The 24212-nt window shown below is 60.3% G+C and carries 21 protein-coding genes; 11 read left to right on the top strand and 10 right to left on the bottom strand.

Annotation, left to right across the window (positions count from 1 at the left end):
• Positions 1 to 55: 55 nt before the first annotated feature.
• Entirely contained in the window at positions 56 to 1339 is a 1284-nt protein-coding gene (locus BM254_RS02250; RefSeq protein ID WP_175497201.1) for an MATE family efflux transporter, read from the top strand.
• Positions 1340 to 1366: 27 nt separating this feature from the next.
• Here the strand turns inward: BM254_RS02250 and BM254_RS02255 are convergent, their stop codons facing one another.
• Positions 1367 to 1813, bottom strand: coding sequence for a thioesterase family protein (locus BM254_RS02255; protein WP_091998134.1), 447 nt, complete (start codon positions 1811 to 1813; stop codon positions 1367 to 1369).
• A gap of 283 nt (positions 1814 to 2096) precedes the next feature.
• On the opposite strand from BM254_RS02255, the gene BM254_RS02260 reads away from it, so the two are divergent.
• Positions 2097 to 3734, top strand: coding sequence for an MBL fold metallo-hydrolase (locus BM254_RS02260; protein ID WP_091998136.1), 1638 nt, complete (start codon positions 2097 to 2099; stop codon positions 3732 to 3734).
• A gap of 93 nt (positions 3735 to 3827) precedes the next feature.
• On the opposite strand, the gene BM254_RS02265 is transcribed toward BM254_RS02260, so the two are convergent.
• Positions 3828 to 3986: a YqaE/Pmp3 family membrane protein gene (locus BM254_RS02265; RefSeq protein WP_091998138.1), complete on the bottom strand. Its 159-nt coding sequence runs from the start codon at positions 3984 to 3986 to the stop codon at positions 3828 to 3830.
• A 194-nt stretch (positions 3987 to 4180) separates the two neighbouring features.
• On the opposite strand from BM254_RS02265, the gene BM254_RS02270 reads away from it, so the two are divergent.
• Complete coding sequence (locus BM254_RS02270; RefSeq protein ID WP_425434475.1) at positions 4181 to 5572, top strand: succinylglutamate desuccinylase/aspartoacylase family protein; 1392 nt, start codon at positions 4181 to 4183, stop codon at positions 5570 to 5572.
• A 51-nt stretch (positions 5573 to 5623) separates the two neighbouring features.
• A complete protein-coding gene (locus tag BM254_RS02275; protein WP_091998141.1) occupies positions 5624 to 6559 on the top strand; it encodes a DMT family transporter in 936 nt (311 codons plus the stop codon).
• A gap of 10 nt (positions 6560 to 6569) precedes the next feature.
• Here the strand turns inward: BM254_RS02275 and BM254_RS02280 are convergent, their stop codons facing one another.
• Positions 6570 to 7754, bottom strand: coding sequence for a MalY/PatB family protein (locus BM254_RS02280; protein WP_091998142.1), 1185 nt, complete (start codon positions 7752 to 7754; stop codon positions 6570 to 6572).
• A 180-nt stretch (positions 7755 to 7934) separates the two neighbouring features.
• Between BM254_RS02280 and BM254_RS02285 the strand changes: the two genes are divergently transcribed.
• The 4 genes from BM254_RS02285 to tsaA all read left to right on the top strand — a co-directional run bounded on the left by BM254_RS02285 (position 7935) and on the right by tsaA (position 12857).
• Positions 7935 to 8822 (top strand): AEC family transporter, encoded by an 888-nt coding sequence (locus tag BM254_RS02285; RefSeq protein WP_091998144.1) that lies wholly within the window; start codon positions 7935 to 7937, stop codon positions 8820 to 8822.
• 12 nt (positions 8823 to 8834) lie between these two features.
• The gene (locus BM254_RS02290; RefSeq protein ID WP_091998146.1) at positions 8835 to 9725 is read left to right on the top strand and encodes a prenyltransferase; all 891 of its coding nucleotides are present in this window, start codon (positions 8835 to 8837) and stop codon (positions 9723 to 9725) included.
• Positions 9726 to 9839: 114 nt separating this feature from the next.
• Positions 9840 to 12347 (top strand): acyl-CoA dehydrogenase, encoded by a 2508-nt coding sequence (locus tag BM254_RS02295; protein ID WP_091998148.1) that lies wholly within the window; start codon positions 9840 to 9842, stop codon positions 12345 to 12347.
• A 15-nt stretch (positions 12348 to 12362) separates the two neighbouring features.
• Positions 12363 to 12857 carry a tRNA (N6-threonylcarbamoyladenosine(37)-N6)-methyltransferase TrmO gene (gene tsaA / locus BM254_RS02300; RefSeq protein WP_091998150.1) on the top strand — a complete coding sequence of 165 codons (495 nt, stop codon included), beginning with the start codon at positions 12363 to 12365 and terminating at the stop codon, positions 12855 to 12857.
• A gap of 45 nt (positions 12858 to 12902) precedes the next feature.
• Here the strand turns inward: tsaA and BM254_RS02305 are convergent, their stop codons facing one another.
• The gene (locus tag BM254_RS02305) at positions 12903 to 13868 is read right to left on the bottom strand and encodes a LysR family transcriptional regulator (RefSeq protein WP_091998152.1); all 966 of its coding nucleotides are present in this window, start codon (positions 13866 to 13868) and stop codon (positions 12903 to 12905) included.
• Positions 13869 to 14097: 229 nt separating this feature from the next.
• On the opposite strand from BM254_RS02305, the gene BM254_RS02310 reads away from it, so the two are divergent.
• Complete coding sequence (locus BM254_RS02310; RefSeq protein WP_091998154.1) at positions 14098 to 15048, top strand: DMT family transporter; 951 nt, start codon at positions 14098 to 14100, stop codon at positions 15046 to 15048.
• Here BM254_RS02310 and BM254_RS02315 read toward each other — a convergent pair.
• The 3 genes from BM254_RS02315 to BM254_RS02325 all read right to left on the bottom strand — a co-directional run bounded on the left by BM254_RS02315 (position 15005) and on the right by BM254_RS02325 (position 16829).
• The gene (locus BM254_RS02315; protein ID WP_091998157.1) at positions 15005 to 15433 is read right to left on the bottom strand and encodes a hypothetical protein; all 429 of its coding nucleotides are present in this window, start codon (positions 15431 to 15433) and stop codon (positions 15005 to 15007) included. The genes BM254_RS02310 and BM254_RS02315 overlap by 44 nt on opposite strands.
• 152 nt (positions 15434 to 15585) lie before the next feature.
• The gene (locus BM254_RS02320; protein WP_091998159.1) at positions 15586 to 16161 is read right to left on the bottom strand and encodes a gamma-glutamylcyclotransferase; all 576 of its coding nucleotides are present in this window, start codon (positions 16159 to 16161) and stop codon (positions 15586 to 15588) included.
• A gap of 35 nt (positions 16162 to 16196) precedes the next feature.
• On the bottom strand, positions 16197 to 16829 hold the full coding sequence (locus BM254_RS02325) for a MarC family protein (RefSeq protein ID WP_091999132.1): 633 nt from the start codon (positions 16827 to 16829) through the stop codon (positions 16197 to 16199).
• Positions 16830 to 17010: 181 nt separating this feature from the next.
• Between BM254_RS02325 and scpC the strand changes: the two genes are divergently transcribed.
• Positions 17011 to 18519, top strand: coding sequence for a succinyl-CoA:acetate CoA-transferase ScpC (scpC, locus tag BM254_RS02330; RefSeq protein ID WP_245777357.1), 1509 nt, complete (start codon positions 17011 to 17013; stop codon positions 18517 to 18519).
• Positions 18520 to 18542: 23 nt separating this feature from the next.
• Here scpC and BM254_RS02335 read toward each other — a convergent pair whose 3' ends face one another.
• The 3 genes from BM254_RS02335 to BM254_RS02345 form a co-directional block, all read right to left on the bottom strand.
• The gene (locus BM254_RS02335) at positions 18543 to 19136 is read right to left on the bottom strand and encodes a DUF2931 family protein (RefSeq protein ID WP_091998161.1); all 594 of its coding nucleotides are present in this window, start codon (positions 19134 to 19136) and stop codon (positions 18543 to 18545) included.
• Positions 19137 to 19145: 9 nt separating this feature from the next.
• On the bottom strand, positions 19146 to 21164 hold the full coding sequence (locus tag BM254_RS02340) for a T6SS phospholipase effector Tle1-like catalytic domain-containing protein (RefSeq protein WP_091998163.1): 2019 nt from the start codon (positions 21162 to 21164) through the stop codon (positions 19146 to 19148).
• A gap of 203 nt (positions 21165 to 21367) precedes the next feature.
• Positions 21368 to 22951: a flavin-containing monooxygenase gene (locus BM254_RS02345; protein ID WP_091998165.1), complete on the bottom strand. Its 1584-nt coding sequence runs from the start codon at positions 22949 to 22951 to the stop codon at positions 21368 to 21370.
• 543 nt (positions 22952 to 23494) lie between these two features.
• Here BM254_RS02345 and BM254_RS02350 point away from each other — a divergent pair.
• A complete protein-coding gene (locus BM254_RS02350) occupies positions 23495 to 24127 on the top strand; it encodes a TetR family transcriptional regulator (RefSeq protein WP_091998167.1) in 633 nt (210 codons plus the stop codon).
• The last annotated feature ends 85 nt before the right edge of the window (positions 24128 to 24212 follow it).

The following is a 24212-nucleotide window of genomic DNA, read 5'->3' on the forward strand; positions in this document are numbered from 1 at the left end:
GGCTGTTTTGAACCAGACATCCGAAAACGCGAGCCTCGGCCGCCAGCTCTATGACATGACCTGGCCCATGCTGTTCGGCGTCCTGTCCCTGATGACCTTCCATCTGGCCGACAGTGCCTTCGTGGGTCAGCTCGGGCGCGATCCGCTGGCCGCACTGGGTTTTACGGTGCCGATGCAGCAGCTGGTGAGTGGCATGTATGTGGGTCTTGGCATTGCCACCACCGCCATCATCTCCCGCACCCTGGGCCAGGGCGACGAACTCCGGGCCCAGCGTCTGGGCGGGCTGGTCGTCACCATCGGTGCCAGTCTGGCGCTGATCCTGTGCCTGTCGGTATGGCTGCTGCAGACCGTAATCCTCGATCTGCTGGGGGCCGAAACGTCGCTGCGCCCGGTAATCCGGGAGTACTGGGCGCCCTGGCTGGTGTCGGCATGGACCGGGGCCATGCTGTATTTCGGTTACGCGGTGTGCCGTTCCAATGGCGATACCAAGCTGCCGGGCTACATGATGATTGCCACCAGCCTGATCAACATCGCCCTCGACCCGCTGTACATTTTTGTTTTCGGCTGGGGTCTGCCGGGTGCGGCCTGGGCCACCATTACCGCGTTCGGGCTGGGCGCGCTGGTTATATACCCGGCCCTGATTCGCCGCCAATGGCTCCGCTTTGACCTGCTCCAGCTGAAACTGACCCAGGCCCTACGTCAGCTTGGCAGCATCATGGCACCGGCCATGGTCAGCCAGCTGATGCCGCCAGTCTCGGCCATGCTGGCCACGGCGCTGGTGGCCGGTTTCGGTTCGGCGGCGGTGGCCGCCTGGGGTCTGGGTACCCGTCTGGAGTTCTTCTCGATCGTGGTGGTGCTGGCCCTGACCATGTCCATGCCGCCAATGATCGGGCGCCTGCTGGGCGCCGGCGAAGTGGAAACCATCCGCCGACTGGTGCGCATTGCCGTGCGGTTTATCGTGGTCTGGCAGCTGGCTCTGGCGCTGATCTGGCTGGCCGCATCAGGCCTGGTTTCGACCCTGTTCACCCGGGATGCGGATGTGCAGGAGATCCTGGTGAACTATCTGTTGCGGGTGCCGCTGAGTTACAGCGGGCTGGGGGTGTGTATGCTGATGGTCTCGGTGAACAATGCCCTCGGGCTGCCCATGCGCGCTCTGCTGATTTCCACCCTGCGGCTGTTTGCCTGGTACCTGCCGATGCTTTGGCTAGGCTCGCAGATCTCAGGACTCACCGGGCTGATGTCAGGAGCGCTGGTGGGCAACCTGCTGGCCGGCACCACCGCCTATCTCCTGTACCGCCAGGGCATGACCCATCTCCGCCAGCAGGAGGCGCCCGCCTGATTGCGGGCACCCGCTGGAGGGACTCGCTCAGGAATCCCCTGATTCACTGCCGGCGAAGCGTGAGCGGAAGCTGTCGGGCATCGGGGCCACTTGTCGGCGCTGGTAGTCGAAGAATACGAAGCCGTACTTGGCGAGCGCCACGGGCTGGCCGCCGTCGGCCTTGGTGACCCGGAATACGAAATCGCCGCCGTATTTGTTGAAGTCCATCAGGCCGACTTCGAAGCGCAGCATGTCCGGGTAGAAGGACTCGGACTGGTACATGGTGGCGAGGTCGGTAATGATGATGCCGATGTCCTGCCGGTCGCTTTCTTCGACGCCGTATTCCACCAGAAACTGGGCCCGGGCTTCGGACAGCATGGAGATGAGGGCGTCGTTGCCGAGGTGGTTGGCGCCGTTGATGTCGGTGATGCGGACGGGCATTCTGGTTTCGAAGACGAAGGCGTCGTCCGGGAAGGAGAGTTTGATTCGGGCCACGGTTGGTCACCTGTCTGGATGCGGGTTGCTGTTGTCGCGAATCATACGCTCTTGGGTTTTACTGTTCACCCTATGGCAAATTCAGTTATCTTGCTTCTGATCCCTGCGCCTTGAGTTCGGGGGAGCGGGGGTTGGGATGGCCTTTCCAAAACCCGCTCAAGCACGTCCATGTGGCGCTTGAGCTCCGCCATCCATGGCTCCGCACAGTTTTGGAAAGGCCATCCCAACCCCCTTGTTCCCGCCCCGTTCGCGCACCTGACAAGAACGACTGACTGGAAACCTTATGGATATACGCCCTGCCGCCACACTGATCCTGCTTCGAGACACGTCCGAGGGGCTTCAGGTTCTGCTCCTGCAACGGACCTGGAAAGCCGCTTTCATGCCCGGGTACTTTGTTTTTCCCGGAGGGGCAGTGGACGTTCAGGAACCCCATGGCCGTGAACATGCCATTGGTCCGGCTGATGCCGAGATCAGTCAGATCATGAGCCTGGATGAGGGTGGAGCGGATTATATGCTGGCTGCCGTCCGGGAGTGTTTCGAGGAGGCCGGGATTCTGCTGGCGCTGGATGAGCAGGGGGCGCTAGTGGATGGCGGCCACCCGGTCCGGAAGGAGCGGATGCCGCTGTTCAAGGGTGAGGTTTCACTCGCGGACTTGTGTCAGAAACACGCCCTGACGATTCCCCTGGACCGGGTGGCTTATCTGAGCCACTGGATTACACCGCCCGGCCCGCCACGGCGGTTTGATACCCGGTTTTTCGTGGCGACAGCGCCGGAGGGGCAGGATGCTTCCCATGACGGGGTGGAGACCATTGATCATGTCTGGATCGATCCGGCCGAGGCCTTGGAGGAGCATCGCAGCGGCAAGCGGTTGCTGGGGCTGCCGACGATCCGGACGTTGCGGGTGCTGAGCGATTTTGACACCACCGAAGCGGTCATGCGCTATGCCCACGCCAATCCGCCGGAGCCTTATCCCAGTCAGCCCTGGCCAGCGGTGCGGAAGGGTAAGCCGGTCACCCTGGAGCCCGGCTCGCCGGCTTATGATGAGGCGGCCAAGCTGGATCCGGAAGGTGAAGGATCGACTCGTGCGGAGATCGTACCCGGGGAAGCGGTGGAGATTGCCGCCGGGGTGCTGCGACTGACCGCGCCCAATCCGGGCATGATGACCGGCCCCGGTACCAACACCTACCTGCTGGGTCACGAGCGGTTTACGGTCCTGGATCCGGGGCCGGATGAGCCGGCCCATATCGAGCGGATTCTGGAGCTGACCGGGGGCGTGATCGATCAGGTGGTGGTGACCCACACCCATATTGACCACTCGCCGGGCACCGCCACGCTGAAAGAGAAGACCGGTTGCCGGGTCTTCGGCTGGCCCGCGCCTGCCGGGGCCTCCCAGGACCAATCGTTTGAGCCTGACGATCAGCCGGAGCACGGGGATCTGATTGTTACCGAGGCCGGGCTGCTCAAGGTGCTCCATACCCCCGGCCATGCCTCGAATCATCTGTGTTACCTGCTGGTGGACCAGGAGCTGTTGTTCTCCGGGGATCACATCATGCAGGGTTCGACCGTGGTCATTAATCCGCCGGACGGCGACATGAAGGCCTACATCGAGTCGCTGTACGAGCTGCTGACAGAACCGCTGAACTATATCGCGCCGGCCCATGGTTTCCTCATGGCCCGCCCTGAGGCGGTGATCGACTACCTGATCACTCATCGGCTGTCCCGAGAGCACAAGGTGGCCAAGGCCCTCAAGGAGTTGTCGCCGGTCGGTCTGAAGGATCTGACAGCGAAAGCCTACGACGATGTCCCGGCGGCGATTCACGGTCTGGCCGCTCGCTCGGCGCTTGCGCACCTGCTGAAGCTCGAAGCCGATGGCCGGGCCAGGGAAGAGGACGGGCAGTGGTTCCGTAATGATCACACCTGACCAGAGCAGTCGGCTCCAACCGAATGTTTTCACAGCCATCTAACGCAAAAAGCCCGGAATTCCCGGGCTTTTGCTTTGAACATTCAGAATTTTCTACTTCTTGGCAATTACCCACACCGCATGCACGATGCCTGGAATGTAACCCAGGAGCGTCAGCAGAATGTTGATCCAGAAGTGTTTGCCGATACCTACCTGCAAAAACACGCCCAGAGGCGGTAACAAAATTGCTATCAAAATTCGCAAAAGATCCATAGGGTTCACTCCTTGGCAACGTTATAACTGTCACATGCTTACAACATAGCACCTGTAAACAGCTTAGACCGGCACTGTAACTCATCGTGGCCGGATTTAATGAAATGGGCATTAAACCTTTGTCACAGCTGTATCCATCAAGGCCAGCGTGACTCTATCCTTTAGCGCCAAATCACGAACGTTGAGGAACCATGCTGTTTGACGCCTCCCGAACAACGAGCTTCCTGCTGGCACTGGCCGCCGCGCTTGGCCTTGCCTCCCCGCCCGCACTGGCCGAAGACTCCGCTGCCAATGCCCCCGGCGAGACAGCCGCGAAAGCGATCCTGGTGGCTGAACTGGCCGAGGATGAGGATGTCGAGGACATCGAGCAGTCCGAGCCTCTGGAATCAACCGCAACGGAAGCGGAACAGGAACCGGACACTGATCCCGATGCCAGCGAGCAGGCTGTCCGGGAAGAGCCGGCCCAGAGGGTGGCCCCGCACATTGACCTGAAGGAGGTCGTGCCAGAGCCTGCCCCCTCAGCCACGGTGACCAGACCGGAACCGGAAGCTGGCGCGGAAGATGAAACGGAGGCGGCTCCGGACACCGTCCAGGCCGCGCCTGAGCCTGAACCTGAGCCGGAAAAAGCCAGCAGCTTCACCCTGCTGGGCAGCGAAGTGATGCCGGGGACCTCGACCCGACTGGCCTGGTCGCCGGGCATCCAGATCGCCGGGCTGTCCCAGCCCACGCCGGTGCTGGTGGTCAATGGCGTCAATGCCGGCCCTACCCTTTGCCTGACCGGGGCCGTTCATGGTGACGAGCTCAACGGTATCGAGATCATCCGCCGCACGGTGTACGACCTGAATCCTGAGAAACTCAGCGGGCGCGTGGTGGGCATCCCCATCGTCAACCTGCCCGGATTCCAGCAGGCCAGCCGTTACCTGCCGGACCGGCGCGACCTGAACCGGCACTTTCCCGGCAGCGAGACCGGCAGCCTGGCAGACCGGATCGCCCATTCCCTGTTCGAGAACATTATCCGCCGTTGCGACATGCTGGTGGACATCCACACCGGTTCCCTCAAGCGCACCAACCTGCCGCAGTTGCGGGCGGACATGAACAACCCGGATGTGGCCCGGTTCACCCGAGGCTTTGATCGCATGGCCGTGGTCCACAGCTCCGGATCGGCCGGCATGCTCAGGACCGCGGCGGTAGATGCCGGGATTACCACCGTCACCATGGAGGCCGGCGAATCCCACCGGATCCAGGAGCATCAGATCGAGGCCGGGGTCAACAGCCTCACCAGCCTGATGGAGAAACAGGGCATGATTTCGCGGATGTTTGTCTGGGGCGACCCGGAGCCGGTCTACTACGATTCTGACTGGATCCGGGCCAACCACGGCGGCATCCTGTTCAGCGAGGTGGAGCTTGGCGCCAATGTCAGCGAGGGGGAGATCCTCGGTTATGTCGCCGATCCGATCACCAATGCCCAGCATCCGATCCGCTCAACCTCGAAAGGCCGGATTATCGGCATGGCGGTGGACCAGGTCGTGATGGCCGGCTTTGCCGCCTACCACATTGGTACGGAGGCAGAAGTGCCGGGAGAGTAGTATGCTAGTCGTTTTTCACCCAGCGGATGAAAAACGACGGGAGAACCGCTCTTGGCTTCGTCACAGTCCTTCTCGAAATCCACGGCACTGGCCTACACCGGGCTGGTGCTGACGCCCCTGTTCTGGGCCGGCAATGCAGTGGTTGCCCGGGGCACCGTGCAGGACATACCGCCCCTGTCCATGTCGTTCTGGCGCTGGATCATTGCCCTGGCCATCCTGCTACCGTTTGGCCTGCCGGGCATCCTGCGCCACCGGCAGGTAATCCGCCAACACCTCGGCTCCATGGTGGCCCTGGCCACCTTCAGCGTGGCCGCGTTCAACTCGTTGCTGTACTACGCCGCCATCACCACCACCGCCACCAACATCGCCCTGATCAATGCCACCATCCCCATCTTCGTGGCCCTGCTGGCCTGGCTGATGCTGGGTGACCGCACCCGCCCCATCCAGGCCCTGGGTATCGGTCTGGCGGTGCTCGGTATCCTGGTGGTGATTGCCCGGGGCCAGCTTTCAGTGCTCACCGGGCTGCAGGCCCAGCCCGGTGACCTGATCATGGTCGCGGCGGTATTCAGCTGGGGGTTGTTCTCGGTGCTGCTGCGCCGCCAGGCTGTGCCACTGCCGGCCCTGACTTTCCTTACCACCCAGATCCTGCTTGGCACCCTGATCATCTTTCCGTTCTATCTGATGGATCTGTTTTTCTTCGCCGGCGGCTTCGAACTATCCCGCGATACCGCCCTGCCACTGCTGTACTTCGCCATCTTCCCCGGCATTCTGGCCTACGGGTTCTGGAACCACGGCGTGCATACCATCGGCCCGGGAGGCGCCGCCATTTTCATGTATCTGACCCCGGTGTATGCGTCCGTCCTCGCCGGTCTGTTCCTGGGCGAATCCCTGGGACTGTTCCATATCGTCGGGGGTGGCCTGATTCTCGTGGGACTGTTGCTGGCAACACGGGTCAAACGGCCCGCGTTTCGCAAGGCTGACGACTAGACCTGCCGGTTCAGGCTGCCGAGAGCGCCTGCTCGATCCGATCCAGCACCTCCACGAGGGTCTGGCGCGGACAGCCGATGTTCAGGCGCATGAACCCGGTTCCCGGCTCTCCGAAGCTGATGCCCGGATTCATGCCCACGCCGGCGTCCTGGACAAAGAACCGTTTCAGCCCGGCATCGTCCAGCCCCAGCTCGCGACAATCCAGCCACATCAGGTAGGTCCCTTCGGGCGCGAAGGTGGTGATTCCGGGCAGGCGGCTGACGGCATCGACCACATAATCCCGGTTCCCCTGCAGGTACGCCATCAACTGGTCCAGCCAGGGGCCGCCTTCCCGGTAGCCCGCCTCGAATCCGGCCACGCTGAACGGGTTGCACTGCGGCAAATGCATCTGGTCAAACACGGCCTTGATGGCCTGCCGACGGGACTGGTCGGGGATCACCAGGGCCGAGAGCCCGAGCCCCGGCATGTTGAAACTCTTACTCGGCGCCACTGCGGTGACCAGGGCATCGTCCGGTTGCGCCAGGGTGGCCAGCATCCGATGACGAGGTGCATCGGGGAACACCAGGTCACAGTGGATTTCGTCGCTGAGCACCACCAGATCGTGCCGGCGCGCGATATCCAGAACCGATCGCAGCTCCTGTTCCGACCACACCCGGCCTACCGGGTTATGGGGCGAGCATAACATCAGGACCCGGTTCTCCGGCCGCGCCGCGCAGGCCTCCAGATGCTCCAGATCCATGGTGTAGCGGATCTCGCCATCCTCGGTTCGGTCAGCAATGAGCGGGTTCTCCACGACACTCCGCCCGGTCAGCTTCACCGAACTGAAAAACGGCGGGTATACCGGCGGCTGGACGATCACACCCTCACCGGGCCCGGCGTAGGCGAGACAGGCCGCGTGCAGTGATGGCACCACCCCCGGCGCCATCAGGATCCACTCCCGGCGGATTTCCCAGCCGTGACGCTGCCGGAACCAGTCGATCATGGACTGGTACAGGGATTCCGGAAACAGGGTGTAGCCATAGACCGGATGTTCGGCGCGCTGCTTCAGGGCCTCCGTTACCGCCTCCGGGGCCGCGAAGTCCATGTCCGCCACCCAGACCGGCACGACGTCTTCCCGGCCAAAGACCGCCTTGCGGGCATCGAACTTCACGGAACAGGTGTTCTCACGGGACAAAGGTTGATCGAAACGGGGCACGGGTGCTCTCCAGGGTCGGAATACGAACTGACAATGCCGGTTATTGTGTCCACCGCGAGGGCGTCAGGCAAACCCTTGGGCTTTGGTCGAATTCGCGACAATAGCATTTGCCAAGCTCCGCGTTACTTGCGAACCTAACCGTTTATTCATCCGACTTTTCCTGTTTGCCGGAGCCCTCCGATGCTTGGCCAGATTCTTTCCACGATGTTGCCGGTGTTTCTGATCACCGGCTGTGGCGCCCTGTACGGCCGTTACCGCAGCCCCGACATAAAGGGCCTGAACGTGCTGAACATGGAGCTTTTTGTGCCCCTGCTCGTGTTTGCGGTACTGGCGGACCAACAGGCTCCCCTCCAGGAATACGCCAGGCTGGCCCTGGGCGCGACGGTGGTGGTGCTCGGCTCCGGCGTCCTGCTGTACCCGGTGGCGAAGGCGCTCAAGCTGAACCTGAAAACCTTCCTGCCCCCGATGATGTTCAACAATTCCGGCAACATGGGCATTCCGGTGCTGTTGCTGGCCTTCGGTGATGCAGCCCTGCCCGCGGCCATCGTGCTGTTCATCGTCGAGATGCTTCTGCATTTCAGCGTGGGGCTCTACATGCTCGATCCCCACACCTCGATCATCCAGCGGCTGAAGCTCCCCATCGTGTTCGCGTGCGTTGCCGGCCTCGCGGTCAACCTCAGCGGCATCGCTCTGCCTGACACCCTGCTGGAAAGCATGAACATGCTCGGTGAGGTGTGTATCCCGCTGATGCTGTTTGCCCTGGGGGTACGCATGCTCGACATCGATTTCAACGACTGGAAACTAGGCCTGCTGGGGGCCATCGCCTGCCCCGCCAGCGGCCTGCTGCTGGCCTGGCCGCTGATTGCCGTGCTCGATCTGCCCGGCCTTCAGGCCGCCTCACTGTGGGTGTTCGCCGCCTTGCCTCCAGCGGTGCTCAATTATATGGTTGCTGAGCAATACCAGCAGGAGCCCCATACCGTGGCGTCACTGGTCCTGCTCAGTAACCTCGGCAGCCTGATAGTGATGCCGATCGTGCTGGGACTGGTGTTTGCCGCCGGTTACGTATAAGGAAAAGACAGCATGTCCGAAGCGGCTGCGGTGGTTCGCGCCTTTCGCCCCAACTTTCTGGTTCTCGCCCCTCTCTGCGCCGGGCTTGGTGTGGCCGTCGCCTGGCAACAGGGCGGCTCACCCGCCCTGATCGACACCCTGCTGGTATTCATCGGCGCCCTGCTCGCCCACGCGGCGGTCAACCTGTTCAACGAGTACGAGGACTTTGTTTCCGGTCTGGATATGATCACCCGTCGCACCCCCTTCTCCGGTGGCAGCGGCGCACTCCCCGACGTGCCTTCGGCGGCCAAGGGCGTTCTGGCTGCCGCCATCGGAACCCTGGGCCTGGTGACGGCAATCGGCCTGTATTTCCTATGGCAACGGGGATTGCCCCTTCTGGTACTGGGCGTTGCCGGTATCGTCCTGGTGCTGACCTATACCCGCTGGATTACCCGCCGGCCCATCCTGTGCCTGCTCGCCCCCGGCCTCGGGTTCGGGCCGGTCATGGTCCTCGGTGCCATCGTCGCCCTGGGCGGCAGGATCGATACTTCCGCCCTCCTGGTGACCCTGGTAGCCCAGTGCCTGGTGAGTGAGCTGTTGCTGATCAACCAGATTCCGGATGCCGATGCTGACCAGAAAGTCGGCCGGCGTCACCTGGTTATTACCCTGGGCCGAACGGCGGCTGCACGACTGGTCGCAGTGCTCTTGCTTGGCAGCTATGTTCCTGTCCTCGCGGGTGTTCTGCTGGGCGGATTACCGGTATGGAGCGCCCTGGCCCTGGTTACCTTGCCCGTCAGCCTGTGGATTTCCCGGCAACTGCCGCTGGTTCTCGACAACCCGGAGCGGCTGAATGCGGTGCTGGGAACGAACGTGGCCGTCCTGCTGTCCACACTGGCGTTACTGATTGCCGGACTCAGCCTCTGACAACCAACCGGGTTTCCCATCCGGACTTGATCCCGATCCTTGCAAGTACAGGGACTTTGGCCGATGGTTAAGGTCAGATTTTGTTGATTTCATTGATGATATGGAGGTCTGCCCATGAGTGTTCTGCTGTTACTGATCAGTGCCCTGGTACTGATCTACCTTGGCATCGGAGGCACCGTGGCGGCCGCGGTGATGGCCATTGCCACCGTTGTCGGCCTTTTCCAGGATGAATGGCACCTTCTCAGCATCATCTTCGGCGGCATTTTCCTCGCGCTCGCACTGATCCTGGTCATCCCCGGCGACCTGCGCCTGGACAAGATCAGCCGCCCCCTGCTGGGCTGGGTTCGCAGCCGGCTGCCCAAGCTGTCCGATACTGAGCAGGAAGCGCTCAGCTCGGGCTCTGTGGACTGGGATGGCGAACTCTTCTCGGGCAAACCCAACTGGAACAAACTGCTGGACGCCAAGCCCGCGCACCTGACCAGCGAAGAGCAGGCCTTTCTCGATGGCCCGGTGGAAAAGCTCTGCTCTATGCTCGATGACTGGAAGATCACCCATGAGCATTACGACCTGCCAGACAAGGTCTGGAAGTTCATCAGGGAGAACGGTTTCTTCGGCCTGGTGATTCCCAAGGAGGATGGCGGCCTCGGTTTCTCCAACACCGCCCATTCTGAGATTGTCATGAAGATCTCCACCCGCAGCGTCTCGGCAGCGGTTACCGTCATGGTGCCCAACTCCCTGGGCCCGGGTGAGCTCCTGATGCACTACGGCACCGACGGCCAGAAACAGCATTACCTTCCGCGCCTGGCCCAGGGCGAGGAAATCCCCTGTTTCGCCCTGACATCCCCAGTGGCCGGTTCCGACGCGGGTGCCATCCCGGACAAAGGCATCGTCTGCAAAGGTGAGTGGAACGGTGAGGAAGTACTGGGCCTGAAGGTCACCTGGAACAAGCGTTACATCACCCTGGCCCCGGTAGCCACCCTGATCGGCCTGGCCATCAAGGTCTACGACCCGGAGCATCTGGTGGGCGAGACCGACGAGGTGGGCGTCACCTGCGTGCTGGTGCCCAGGGATACCGAGGGCGTGAACGCCGGTGCCCGGCACCTGCCCATGAACACCGTTTTCATGAACGGCCCCACCTGGGGCACCGACGTTTTCATCCCCATGGACCAGGTGATCGGCGGCCAGGACATGCTCGGCAAAGGCTGGACCATGCTGCTGGAGTGCCTGTCCATCGGCCGCTCCATCTCCCTGCCCGCCCTCGGCACCGGTGCCGGCAAGGTGGCCAGCCTGGCCACCGGCTCCTACGCCTACACCCGGGAGCAGTTCGGCCGCTCCATCAGCCAGTTTGAAGGCGTTCAGGAAGCCCTGGAGCCCATCGCCGGCTATACCTACATGATGGATGCCGCCCGGCTGCTCACCTCCGGCATGCTGGACCGGGGCGTGCGCCCATCCGTGCCCTCGGCGGTGCTGAAATACCGCAACACCGACCTGATGCGGGAAGTGATCAACCACGCCATGGATGTAGTGGCCGGCCGCGGCGTCATCACTGGCCCCCGCAACTTCCTGGCCCGGGCCTACCAGGCGGTGCCCATCGGCATAACCGTGGAAGGCGCCAACATTCTCACCCGCAGCCTGATGATCTTCGGCCAGGGCTCTATCCGCTGCCATCCGTTCATCGTCGAGGAAATCGAGGCGGCGGGCATGGAAGACGAAGACAAGGCCGCGAAGAAATTCGATGGCATCTTCTACCGCCACCTGGCCCACACCACCCGCAATGCGCTGCGAGCCTTCCTCCTGGCGCTGACCGGAGGCGTGATCGAATCGGTGCCTCGCCACGGCGAGATCATACGCCACTACCGCCAGCTCGCCCGGTTCTCCGCGGCCTTCGCCCTGATGACCGACGTCACCCTGCTCACCGTCGGCGGCGGCCTGAAAGCCCGCCAGCGCCTGTCCGGCCGGATGGCAGACTGCCTGGTGCACCTCTACTACGCCACAGCGGTGATCAAACAATGGCATGAGGAAGGCTACCCGGATGACCAGCGGCCGCTGGTGGAATGGAGCCTGAAAACCTGTCTTCGCGATCTGCAGGACTCCATGCGCGAAGCCATCATCAACTTCCCGGTTCCGGCCCTGCGCTGGCCGCTACGCCTGCTGGTATTCCCGCTCGGCGCCACCGGCCTCAACGGCCCGGACGACAGCCTGGGCACCAAGGTCTCCCGCACTATCGTCGAGGATACCCCGGTGCGCCAGCGCATCAGCCGGGGCGCCTACACCAACATGGACCCGGAAGATCCCCTGGGCCGCGTACTCAACGCCTACAAACTGGCCAACGAAACCGCCGGCATGCGTGGCCGGCTGCATGAGGCCATTCGCAACCGCGATGAGGATGAGCTGGATGGCATTGCCCTGCTGATGGGCCACGAGCGCAAGGAGCTGGTGGACTGGGCCTGTGCCGAAGGCGTGGTAAAGGCGGACGAGTGCGACAAGCTGCTGGAAGCTCTGGAAGCCCTTTACGATGTTATCCGGGTGGATGCGTTTGATGAGGATGGCCTCAAGGCTCTGTCCCGCTGCGCCAAGGGCAAGCGCAAGGTAGTGGAACGCTCACCAAAAGAAGAAACATAACCTGCAGGCCACACAATGAGCGACCCTGGAGAATTACGCCCCAACGAGCAGGCAGTCGAACTCGGACCAGCCTCTGACGCCACACTGCGCTTCATTGGCACCATCCGGACCCCCTGGCGCGATCGCCGCGATTGCCCGCGCCAGGGCCGACTTGACGGCCCGGAATGCCAGCTGGTTCTGGATCCGGTCTGGCATGACGGGCTGAAAGGCCTTGAAGACTATGACACCATCGAAGTGCTCTATTGGCTGGACAAAAGCCGCCGCGACCTGGTCCGGCAAAGCCCCAAAAGCGATGGCCAAACATTCGGAACCTTTGCGCTGCGCTCTCCGGTACGCCCCAATCCGATCGGCACGTCCATCGTCAAACTGGTTCGAATTGAAAAGGGCACCGTGTTCGTGCGCGGCCTCGATTGCCTTGATGGCACCCCCCTGGTGGACATCAAGCCCGACCGCTGCGCCTTCAGCCCGAAAGCACCCCCGAAAACCGACAACGGGATTCCATGCCAATAAATGTTGCGGCGCGGGCCATGCGCCGCGACCGTTAATACCATCCGTTCAGATACCCTCCGAACCGCCCTGGCCACCGCTCCGCAAACCTCCCCGAATCGCCTCATCCAGCAACCAACGCCGCAAAACCTGAATACCCCGCTCCCGCCGCCGGCTGGTCTTCCAGGCAAAATAGAACTCATCCCCCGTTATCACCGGATGACAGGGCAACCGGACAAAATCCTCCGAGTCCTTACGGGTGCTCAACATGTAATCGTTGGTCAGCGCGACCCCCTGATGGAACCTGGCCGCCTCCAGCGCCAGCAGCATGTGGCTGAAATGCTGAATACGCGCGCCTGACGGAATGTCCCGATCCACCGCCTTGTACCAGACCTCCCAGTCACCGGCCGGTTTCTCGAAAATGCTGTGGGTCGACAACAGTGGAAACCGCGCCACCTCATCCGGCGTCAACGCCTCGTTGTCCGCATCGGCACCCTCACGCCCGAGCTCCCGCCGGATCTTCTGCCAGTAATCCTGACTGCAAACCGGGAACAACTGCTCTACATACAACAACTCATAGCTGTAAGCAGCGGAATTCTTGTGCACGGTGATAAAGCAGTCTGCCACCCTATCCGACAACTGCGGATTCTCACTGCTCATCTCCAGCGCCAGATCAATCTGCGGATGTAACCGCTGCAACTCCGGCAACCGCGGCACCAACCAACGCACCGCAAACGAACTGAACACCGACAACCGGATGCGGGACTCCTCGTGCCCCAGCAATTGCTCACTGGCCCGTTCGATCTGCAACAGCGCGGAACTGACCGCATCCAGATACTGCCGCCCCTCATCGGTCAGCGTCAGCGTCCGGCCACTACGCCAGAACAGCTGCTCGCCGAGGTAGGTCTCCAGCTGTTTGATCTGATGACTCACGGCACTCTGGCTGACCGCCAGTTCCTCGGCAGCATGGGAGAAGCTGTTAAGGCGGGCGACGGCCTCGAAGACGGGGAGTGCTTTCAGGGGTGGCAGTTTCATTATCTAATTTTCTAATGGGTGAATAATAAAGATCATTTTATCGGATATTAGCATGGTCGTAGACTCACCACCGAAACTTGAGGGACAGGCCGGTTTCCCCCTCCGAAAATGCTCGGAGCCATGGATGGCGGAGAGCAAGCGTACAGGGACGTATTCACAGCGGTTTTCGGAGGGGGAAACTGGCCTGTTCCAGGCACCAGACTCGAAGGTTTATGAGCGGAGTAACACCATGTCAGGCAAGACCGTAAACAGCGCCATTCTTCTGCTGGTCATCGGCAACGCCATGGCCATCGCCTCGGACGTATTCATCAAACTGCTGGAACCGGGAACCCCCATCTTCCAGTTTGCGTTCCTGCGCTGCATCCTGACCCTGGTGTTCCTGCTGCCCCTGCTCGGCCAACTGAACCGCCGGCACCTGTTCGCAGGCCTCGGCGTCCACACCGTGCGCGCCCACATTCACCTGGCTGGCATCCTGTGCATGGTCATCGCCCTGGGCAACCTCCCCCTGGCCACCGCCAACGCCGTGTTCTACGCCGCGCCGATCCTGGTCATGGTGCTGTCCGTCATCATCTTCCGTGAGCAGCTGACCCCGCTGAGCGTATTCGCCGTGTTCAGCGGCTTTGCCGGCATCGTCGTCATCCTGCGCCCGGTGGAATTCAACTGGGCCGCCATCGCCGCCCTCGCCTCCGCGTTTGCCCTGGCGATCAACGCAGTGATGGTTCGCCAGTTGCCCAAACAGCAGTCCACCGTCCACAAACTGTTCCTGAACTACCTGCTGATCCTGCCAGCGGCGGGCGCCTTGGCCTGGTGGGAAGGCGCTGCCTGGAACGCCGGCATTCTGATCAGCGCCCTGGGCTCCGCCCTGTTCATACTCGGTTACAACATCACCGTGCTGCTGGCCTACCGGCAGGTAGACGCCAACCAGGTCACCAGCGCCGAATACACCGGCCTGATCTGGGCCGTCGCCATTGGCTGGATCTGGTTCGGGGAAGTGCCGGATCTCTGGTTCCTGGCCGGCAGCCTGATGATCGTGGTACCGCTGATCCTGATCGGATTGCGGCACCGGCGCCGCTCACCGGCCCGGGGTTTCAACCCCGACACCCGGCGAGCAAAGAAGGAAGAACGGAAGGCCGGCTTCAGCGACGGGAATCATCGATTAGCGCATGAGTGTCGCGAATGATCCGGGCAACCCGGTGTTCCGGCGGCAAGTGATCGTCATACCGCAGGTTGGTGCGGTAACCGTCGCGGTAGCGATAGTGGTCGTGGCGGTCCCGGTGATGCCGGTACTTGTCCCGGTAGTCGCGGCGGTCGTGACGACGATGATGGTGGCGATCATCGCGATCCCGGTAACGACGGTCACGGTGCTTGTAGTGCCGCTCGTGGTGGTCCCGTCGGTAATGGGCCTTCATGAATTTCTTCTGGTGCCCTGGCGGTAAGGCCTTGCCCCGGTCCAGCTGTTTCTGGATGCCCGGCGGATGGCCAAAGCCCCGGTAATCTTCGGCGGCAGCTGTGCCGGCAAAACCAAGGGCGATCACCACAAGACTGCTGATCAGGAATCGTTTCATAGCTGTTCTCCCGTCCTGTTCAAGACTGGATCGACAACAACCCGGAGCCATTTCCGGGTTACCTGATAGCAGGTTATCGAACAGGAGAAGAATGTCAGCGCCCTGGCCGGGGCTTTGCACAAGCTTTACATGGAACAGGGCAAACTTGACGTTTATCTGTCGGCGTTGTCGACAGAACGCAGGTGAGACTCGATGGTGAAGGTATGGGCGCAGTCATCCCCGAGCGCCCGTAACGACTCCGCCAGCCGCAGCAGGTACTCGGAATTGGGGCCACTCGGCCCGGTGGCGGAAGCAATCTGGCGGGCAATATCCGCTTCCGACGCCTCGCCCAGGAACGCTTCGTTATCCTCGGTAGCGATGTACACCAGGCCCTCGGCGTGACTGCCATCGTCAAAGGTCATGGTGGTACTGAAGCGCAGGTAGCCGTTCTTCTCCCGCACATCCAGGTACTCGAACACGTGGGGCGAGACCCGATAGGCCATACCCTTGCACACGGCACCCGGCTGCTCGATCAGGGTCACCACGCGTCCCGGCGCTTCCGGCGTGCCCCGGTGGTCATGGGAAGCCTGCCAGAACCGCCGAACCCAGCCCCGAATCGAGGCAGGACGTTTCTCCAGGAACGGAAAATCCACCTTGTAGATCAGCGAGCCATAGCCGAACAGCCAGATGGCATCAATACCCTCGAAATTGAATCGCTTGCGGTTGTGCTCGATGGTGTTAACAGACATGGATTACTGCCGGAATGTTGCTGAAGTCTGCCATTCTAGGCCGTCTGGGTGCTGGCGATAAAGCCGGCAATACCCGTCAGGACGATTTCCGCTGCCATGGCGGACAGGATCAGACCACTGATTTTCGACATGATGTTGAGGCCGGTCTTACCCAGGACCTTCTCCAGGTAGCCGGAGAGATGCAACAACAGTCCCAGGATCAGCAGCCCCGATACCAGACCCAGCAAGCCACCTGCCACCTGGGGCACCGCCTTCAGTTCGGCACCATACACCATGATCGCACCAATGGTGGCCGGGCCAATCATTACCGGAATGGCCAGAGGCACCACGGCCACATCGTCCCGGTCTTCCTCCGGCAGGCCTGTCGCGTGGTTACGGGTACCACTGCTGACCAGGCTTACCGCCGTCAGGAACAGCAGGCAACCGGCGCCGATGCGGAAGGAATTCAGGGTAATGCCGATGGCATCGAACAGCAGCGGGCCGGCAAAGAACAGCACCAGCCCCAGGATAAACGCGGACACGATGGACCGGCGGATGATCGAGGATTTCTCCGCAGCCGGAAGCCCCCGGGTCAGCGCCAGGAACATGGTGACCACAAAGAACGGCGCCAACAGGAACACGAAGCGGATGGTGCTGCTCAGATAGGTGCTAAAAAACGTCTCAAACATCAGGAAAGTCCGGCTGGAAAAAACGACAAGCATAGCGCCTGATTTCAATGACTTCCGTACGCAACAGAACGTACTCCGCCCCTATCGCCTTAAGTCTTAAGCATAGGTACCTATACTTATGGTATTATTTCTAGCTATTTTGAGAACCATTGTTAGCAAACAGCAAACCGGAGTCATCGTGATTACAGCCCCCCGAATTCTCTGCCCCCACCTGCGTGAACGCATCATGACTGCCAAGGAAGCGGCTGCCCTTATCCCCTCCGGCGTCAACGTCGGCATGAGCGGATTCACCGGTGCCGGCTATCCGAAAGCCGTTCCCCAGGCCCTGGCCGAGCATATTCGGGAACACCGCGACCGCGGAGAGAACTACCGCATCAGCGTCTGGACCGGCGCCTCTACCGCGCCGGAACTGGACGGTGCCCTGGCCGAGGTGGACGGCATCGAAATGCGCCTGCCCTACCAGAGTGACCCGGTGTGCCGGCAGAAGATCAACGAAGGGCGGATGGAATACATCGACATTCACCTTTCCCACGTGGCCCAGCATGCCTGGTCCGGATTCTTCGGCAAGCTCGACGTGGCGGTAATCGAGGTGGCGGGGGTGACCGAGGACGGCCGGCTGATTCCCTCGTCTTCCATCGGCAACAACAAGACCTGGATCGACCAGACCGACAAGGTCATCCTGGAAGTAAACCACGGCCAGAGTTCCGGCCTGGAAGGCATGCACGATGTCTACTACGGTACCGCCCTGCCGCCGCGCCGCAAACCGATCCAGATGACCGCTCCGGACGACCGGATTGGCGAGAAGTACCTGCTGTGCCCTCCGGAAAAAGTCATCGCAGTGGTGGAAACCAACGCCCCGGACCGCAATTCCCGGTTCAGTGACCCGGACGAAAACTCCCGGCGCATCGCCCGGCACCTGCTCAAGTTCTTCGAGATGGAAGTGGAGGACAACCGGCTGCCACAGAACCTGCTGCCGCTACAGTCCGGAGTCGGCAACATCGCCAACGCCGTACTGGCTGGCCTGAACGACGGCCCGTTCGAAAACCTGACCGCCTACACCGAGGTACTGCAGGACGGCATGCTCGACATGCTCAAATCCGGCAAGCTGCGCATGGCCTCCGCCACTGCTTTCTCCCTGAGCCCGGAAGCCAACCGGGAACTGGCCCGGAACATCGATTTCTACCGGGAACGCATCATCCTGCGCACCCAGGAAATCAGTAACCACCCGGAAGTCATCCGCCGGCTGGGCATCATCGCCATGAACGGCATGATCGAGGCGGACATCTATGGCAACGTGAACTCCACCCACGTCATGGGCAGCCGCATCATGAACGGCATCGGCGGCTCCGGCGACTTCGCGCGCAACGGCTACATCTCCGTGTTCATGACCCCGTCCACCGCCAAGGGCGGCGCCATCTCGACGATCGTGCCCATGGTCTCCCACGTGGACCACACCGAACACGATGTGCAGATCGTCGTGACCGAACAGGGCCTGGCCGACCTCCGCGGCCTGGCACCTCGCCAGCGAGCCCTGAAAATCATCGAAAACTGCGCCCATCCGGACTTCAAGCCAAAACTGCTGGACTACTTCGAGCGCGCCTGCGCCAGCGGCCGGGGTATGCATACCCCGCATTTGCTGGGCGAGGCATTGAGCTGGCATCAGCGGTTTGAGGAAACCGGGCAGATGTGACTGCCTTGATTGACCGGCTGGGGTTACCAGCCGGTCAGTGGTATGCCGTGTTCTTTTAGATACTCACCATGCTCTTCCAGATATTCACGAGTATTCGCCCGATAAATATCCGGATTTCTGTCCATCTCGTTCGCCTGGAGGCGGGCCAGTTCAACCTCATTGCCAACCTGATTCATCATCCAGACGACAATTTCTCCGCCGGGGGCGAGACCAAAAGTGAGAGTGTCGCGCGGCTCCATTCTCACACTCCGTGGAGTAACAACTGGTGCACGCTTCATCATTCGCTTTTTCCAGTTGGCCGGAATCTCAATCAATCTCTGATAAAACTTCTGTTCTGCGAAAGAAAACCACTGAATAGCAACGAAATTCGGGAATGGTTCCATGTATCCTGAAACACCTGAAGGCCCGTAGGGTCCTATCCAACAACAACTCATCGAACCTGCGGGATGGTACCAGTGCCGCACTCCGGAAAGTTCAAACTCCAGATGCTCAACCCATACGTCATAGTGTTCCGGGGTCGCCAAAGAAAAGTACCATGTGACCTCTTCTTTCTGTGCGGCTGTGACGCTGCAACCAGACACCAAAATGGTTAATACTACTATCAGTCCCTTAAACATTGAGGCTCCCTATCCTGGCTTCCGGTTGAAATGCACAAGCCGCTCTTGTGATGACGAAGGTCTAAGCGGATGAAACCACTGTTCAGCTGGTACTTCGAGGGAAAGCACTTGATCAGCAACCAATAGATCCATGAGGTTATAGTGGGCTGAATGATGGATGTATCGCTGACGGACAAGCCGCAGATCTTTATCGCTGAGCTTCAGGTTATCGATACCTGCCGAGACCTGAGCCTTCATTTCTTCAGCTACCGACTCCAGCCCATCCGGAATCTTAAAGCTACCATTCTCGGGTATGGGTTTGAGAGGAACGCCTTCACTTACCGCCAACATGTGCATTAAATGCATCCCAATACGGGAGTATTCACCTCTCACGTGCCGCATCATCCTTAACGACAGTTCAATGCTCCCATCAGGAGACGGATGTTGATTTACCTTCTGTTCAATTTCCAGAAATGGCTTACTTCCATCCGACAAGGGCAGGCTGTACTCACCAATCCAACCTTCTGCTTCTGTTTGTGCACGAAGACTCTCTAAGTTGTCCCACTCCATTGTCTCTGAGGGTCTCCCGGCTCTACTGCCAAAAATCCTAAGCGTCGGATGCAGTAAGAGCTCCTCAGTTTGTGCGTCCGGATACCCACCACCCACATCTGAGTGTGCTCCCGGCATTTCGATCTCTCTATAATTGGCAGGGAGGATGCCATCATCAGCTCTGACACTGTTCAAAGAAAAGTTGGCTCGTTTTTCATCTGTTGCCACCAAGTGAACAACCTTTCCCAACTTTTCTGGATCCAAATAAAGCTCCAAAGGCCTGTTAACATCATTCCGCGGCGAAAAATCTAATTGTGGCAAATTCAAAATGCCGGCCACGGTATCAAACAAACCAATAAAACGAATACTCACCTCTTTTGGCCAATCCAGGCCTTTACTGGCCATGGCTCTGGCCAGAGCTCCATCATTTCCTTTCAAAATCTCATTGCTTGCATGACGAGCGGCAGCCGCACCACGGCTAAATCCGAAGAGGTCCAGTGTCAGACTTTTGATTTCAGACTCTCCTAAAACACGAACAATCTCCTGCACCAATTTTCTGAAAAGCTTGCTAACTTGAGCCGGCACACCAGTGTCGCCGAGCCCAGTAGCTGCACCAAGTTTCGAATCCTCTTCGCCAGTTTTGGTTCCAGGACCGGGTTCGTATGCCTTCACAAAAAGTGTCGTGCGAAGGTCTCTTTTGACTGCTCCACGATCATACAAATCAAACAACTTCACAACATTGGTCGGCCCATTGGCATAGCTCTCCCCCATCCGCATCGCGAGTAGATTCCGGCACTCTTCCAGACGGGAAGGATCAGCCTTGACCGGCTCCACGCACTCGGCCATCAGCCGCTTTCTGAATATCTCGATGTTGTCGACGTTATTCAGCGTGCCATCGGTGAACAATCCCGCTACCAGATGGACGCCGTCCGGTTCACCTTCGGATTCAAGAGTTTTTGACTCGGCCGCAAGCGGCAGGACACTGGCCGATGCGCCCAGCGGTAGCGTTAGCCGGCGATCAGCATTTTCATGCTGCGGGCCTCCATTGAGCTCGGACTCCGCCGGACTTCCCTGATAATTCCGGAAACCGATCCCTTCAGCACGGGACAGGTCCCTGGGGGTCAGCCCCTTTCGGTTCAGCTCCGATACGGAATGTTCGAGGCCGATGATTTCGCGCGCGCCGCTCTCGCAGTGCCAGGCTCCCGAGTTGCCATCACCTTGATCCGGTCGCCAGGAAACCACTGGGCTCATTGGGCGATCCGAGCCGATGCCGGTATGAACCAGACACAATTCGCCTGTGGCAACGCGGGAGATCAGGTACTGGTGAACCACCTCGCGCGGGGTGCCAGGCAGAACGCCCGGAATATCATCGAGTAGCAGTGAGGAGTGGCCCGCAAGCGGGTCAGACAGTGTCCGGCGAAGGGTTTGCGAAGCCAGAAACGGGCTTTCGACCAACGGCAAATCCGCCGGGCGCAGGCGATAGAAGGGTTTGATATGCATAACGTTCCCTGTTGGTCCTGAGTGCCCGATTCACTGTCGGGCACCTGTCGATGGCGAGCCGAATCCGTGGCTCGCCGGGACAGGAGAAACTACTCAATTTGCTAGCACGACACAAGGGACAGGCTCTCAATTCAAACCTACCCAGATTGGGCATATTTTTACCCAATCTGGGTAGAAGGAATTCATCCCGACCTGTTAAGCCATCAGCCAGCCATCGCCGGCTCGCCGTGGGCCTGCATTCCCGTCACTTCCTCGCAAACGTATTGCTCGGCATCAAACCGCTTTGTCTGCTGACGGAACTGCCAGGTAAAGCCCGGCCAGAGGGTGGTGTTCTTGCCATTCTCGTTCACGTACCAGCTCTTGCAGCCGGTCTGCCAGACCGAGTCGCCAAGCTTGGCGTGAATCGAGGCGTTGTACTCGCTGAAGGCTTCATCCTTTACCTCCACGCTCTTCCAGCCCCGGTGTTGCATCTTCCTGATGGCATCGAGCACGTACTGCACCTGGGATTCAATCATGTACACCATGGAACTGTGGCCCAGGCCGGTGTTAGGGCCCATAAGCATGAAGAAGTTGGGGAAGCCGGCCACGGTGGTACCCTTATAGGCCTCGGCGCCTTCGTGCCAGGCATCGAGCAGGTCCAGGCCACCACGGCCGAAGATCATGCCCCGGGGAATGGGCTCCTGAGCCTTGAAGCCGGTGCCGTAGATGATGCAGTCCACGGAACGCTCGTTGCCGGCGTTATCCACAATCACGTTGCCTTTCACTTCCCGAATACCGTCGGTCAACACGTTCACATGATCCTGGTCCAGGGCCGGGTAATAGTTGTTGGAGATCAGTACCCGCTTGCAGCCAAAGTGGAAATCCGGGGTAACCTTTTTGCGCAGGTCCTTGTCCCTGATCTGGCTGCGGATGTGTCGGCGCGCCTGCAGCTCCCCGAGTTTCAGGATGCGGGGGTTACCCACAAAGCCCAGCACCCGGCCTTCCAGCATCCAGTAGATGCTCTGGCGGAAGGCGTTCAGGGTTTGCGGAAACTTCCGGAACATCATTTTCTCAAGCGGACGGATCTCCCGATCCGGCTTGGGCATGATCCAGGGCGGCGTGCGCTGGTACAGATCCAGCCTCGCAGCTTCTTTGGCCACTTCCGGTACGAACTGAATCGCGGACGCTCCGGTGCCAATGACTGCCACGCGCTTGCCGCGAAGATCATAACCATGGTCCCAGTCCTGGGAGTGGAAGCTGGTGCCGGTGAAGGTTTCGATGCCTTTGATCTCCGGGTAGGACGGAGTGCTGAGACCACCCATGCCGGATACCAGGATGTCTGCGTTCAGCTTGCTGAACCAGGGCAGGTCCTTGTCATCCCGGTCCAGTTCATCCCCCGGCTTCAGGCCCTTCTCCTGCATGTAGGCCCAGAGTTTGGGGCTGTAGCAGGTTTCGACAGTCCAGGTTCCGGTTTTTTCGTCCCAATGGGCACCTGCGACGTGGGTATTGAGCTGGATGTGTTCCATCAGTCCGTATTTTTCGGCGCAGCGTTTGAGGTAGGCCTTGATCTCCGGCTGGGTCGCAAACATTCGGCTCCAGTCGGGGTTCTGTTCGAAGGAGAAGGAGTACAGCGCTGACTGGACGTCACAGGCGCAGCCCGGGTAGTGGTTCTCGTGCCAGGTACCGCCAATGTCGTCGCTCTGTTCGAGGATGACAAAGTCGTGAAATCCGGCTTCCTTGAGTTTGATGGCCATGCCCAGGCCGGAGAAGCCGGTGCCGATGATGGCGATCTGCGTGGTTGTTGTCATTGCTGCTCTCCTGGTTGGCCTTTGCGGCCTTGTCTGCTCTTGTTCGGGTGGTCATCATGACCGGTAGACACATGTATACACAGCAAAGTAGACAGTCGTATACTTCAAAAGTCGAAATAATGGAGAAATGGCCTCGGCTGACAGGTAACTGTCCTCTGTCACCTCAGAATCTGGGAGCGAGGTTGGTTTGGGCAGGGCTTTCCAAAACCCGCTCCTTCGGCACCCCTGCGGGGTCCAGCCCGCAATCACAGATTGCGGTCGTTCGGCTATCGCATGAAGCTTCGCTTCATAAACGCTCGGCCTCACCCCTGTGACGCTTGGGCTCCGCCATCCATGGCTCCGCACAGTTTTGGAAAGCCCTGCCCAAACCAACCTGCAGACATCCGGAGAATGCCGTCTCCCAGGCTCGGGGCCGGGTGGTGGCGCACCTTCCCAGACTGTTGAAGGCCATGGATGGCCTGAAACAAGCGCACAGGGACGTGCTTGTAGCGTGTCTGGGAAGGTGCGCCACCACCCGGCCTTACTCCGAAACACGAGGAACGCATGAACGCTTTAACAGGCGGAAAACTGAAGCTGATCCAGGCCGCACTCAGGCTGATTACCGAAACGAGAAGTCTCACGTCACTCGGGTTGCGGGAACTTGCCCGTGAGGCGGGGCTGAACCCGAATACTTTTTACCGGCACTTCAAGAACCTGGACGAATTCGGGCTGCAGGTACTGGGCTATATTGCCGAAGACATGAAGGCCGGAGTCCGGGAGCTTCGGCAGATGGCGGATTCCTCCGAACAGGCCTCCCACGACACAGTTGCGTTCGTATACCGCTATTTCCTGGCCAACCCAGCCGCGACCACCGTGGCGGTGCGGGAACTTCACGGCCCTTCGCCGGCGCTGCGCCGGGCTCTGGAATCGCAGCTGGAGGCCAGCGCCCGGGAAATGGCGGAGGATATTATCGAGCGACATTTGGTCAGTGCCGTGCCGCCGGAGACCATCCATGAAATTTCCCGTATGACCATCCGCTACATCCTCTTCCGGGCCATGGATTACATCGAGAAACCGGCACATCGGGAAACCATCCAGACTGAAACCGAACACTTCATCAACCGTCAGTTCCGGGGCGCTATGCTGGACCACCTGTCCCAGTCGGACGTCGAGGAACTTGCTCTGACACACACCTGATACGCTTTCAAAACCTCCGGTTTACGGGCAGATCTGGCAGCCTGCACTAGTATGTAGGTATCCAGGCATCTGATTGATCGGGAAA

Source organism: Marinobacter pelagius (assembly GCF_900114925.1).
GTDB classification, from domain to species: Bacteria; Pseudomonadota; Gammaproteobacteria; order Pseudomonadales; family Oleiphilaceae; genus Marinobacter; species Marinobacter pelagius.

Excerpts from the sequence above, each read along its gene's own strand:
- BM254_RS02250 (WP_175497201.1), top strand. The coding sequence starts at position 56 with ATGACCTGGCCCATGCTGTTCGGCGTCCTGTCCCTGATGACCTTCCAT.
- BM254_RS02260 (WP_091998136.1), top strand. The coding sequence starts at position 2,097 with ATGGATATACGCCCTGCCGCCACACTGATCCTGCTTCGAGACACGTCC.
- BM254_RS02265 (WP_091998138.1), bottom strand. The coding sequence starts at position 3,986 with ATGGATCTTTTGCGAATTTTGATAGCAATTTTGTTACCGCCTCTGGGC.
- BM254_RS02285 (WP_091998144.1), top strand. The coding sequence starts at position 7,935 with ATGCTTGGCCAGATTCTTTCCACGATGTTGCCGGTGTTTCTGATCACC.
- BM254_RS02290 (WP_091998146.1), top strand. The coding sequence starts at position 8,835 with ATGTCCGAAGCGGCTGCGGTGGTTCGCGCCTTTCGCCCCAACTTTCTG.
- BM254_RS02295 (WP_091998148.1), top strand. The coding sequence starts at position 9,840 with ATGAGTGTTCTGCTGTTACTGATCAGTGCCCTGGTACTGATCTACCTT.
- tsaA (WP_091998150.1), top strand. The coding sequence starts at position 12,363 with ATGAGCGACCCTGGAGAATTACGCCCCAACGAGCAGGCAGTCGAACTC.
- BM254_RS02305 (WP_091998152.1), bottom strand. The coding sequence starts at position 13,868 with ATGAAACTGCCACCCCTGAAAGCACTCCCCGTCTTCGAGGCCGTCGCC.
- BM254_RS02310 (WP_091998154.1), top strand. The coding sequence starts at position 14,098 with ATGTCAGGCAAGACCGTAAACAGCGCCATTCTTCTGCTGGTCATCGGC.
- BM254_RS02315 (WP_091998157.1), bottom strand. The coding sequence starts at position 15,433 with ATGAAACGATTCCTGATCAGCAGTCTTGTGGTGATCGCCCTTGGTTTT.
- BM254_RS02320 (WP_091998159.1), bottom strand. The coding sequence starts at position 16,161 with ATGTCTGTTAACACCATCGAGCACAACCGCAAGCGATTCAATTTCGAG.
- BM254_RS02325 (WP_091999132.1), bottom strand. The coding sequence starts at position 16,829 with ATGTTTGAGACGTTTTTTAGCACCTATCTGAGCAGCACCATCCGCTTC.
- BM254_RS02335 (WP_091998161.1), bottom strand. The coding sequence starts at position 19,136 with ATGTTTAAGGGACTGATAGTAGTATTAACCATTTTGGTGTCTGGTTGC.
- BM254_RS02340 (WP_091998163.1), bottom strand. The coding sequence starts at position 21,164 with ATGCATATCAAACCCTTCTATCGCCTGCGCCCGGCGGATTTGCCGTTG.
- BM254_RS02345 (WP_091998165.1), bottom strand. The coding sequence starts at position 22,951 with ATGACAACAACCACGCAGATCGCCATCATCGGCACCGGCTTCTCCGGC.
- BM254_RS02350 (WP_091998167.1), top strand. The coding sequence starts at position 23,495 with ATGAACGCTTTAACAGGCGGAAAACTGAAGCTGATCCAGGCCGCACTC.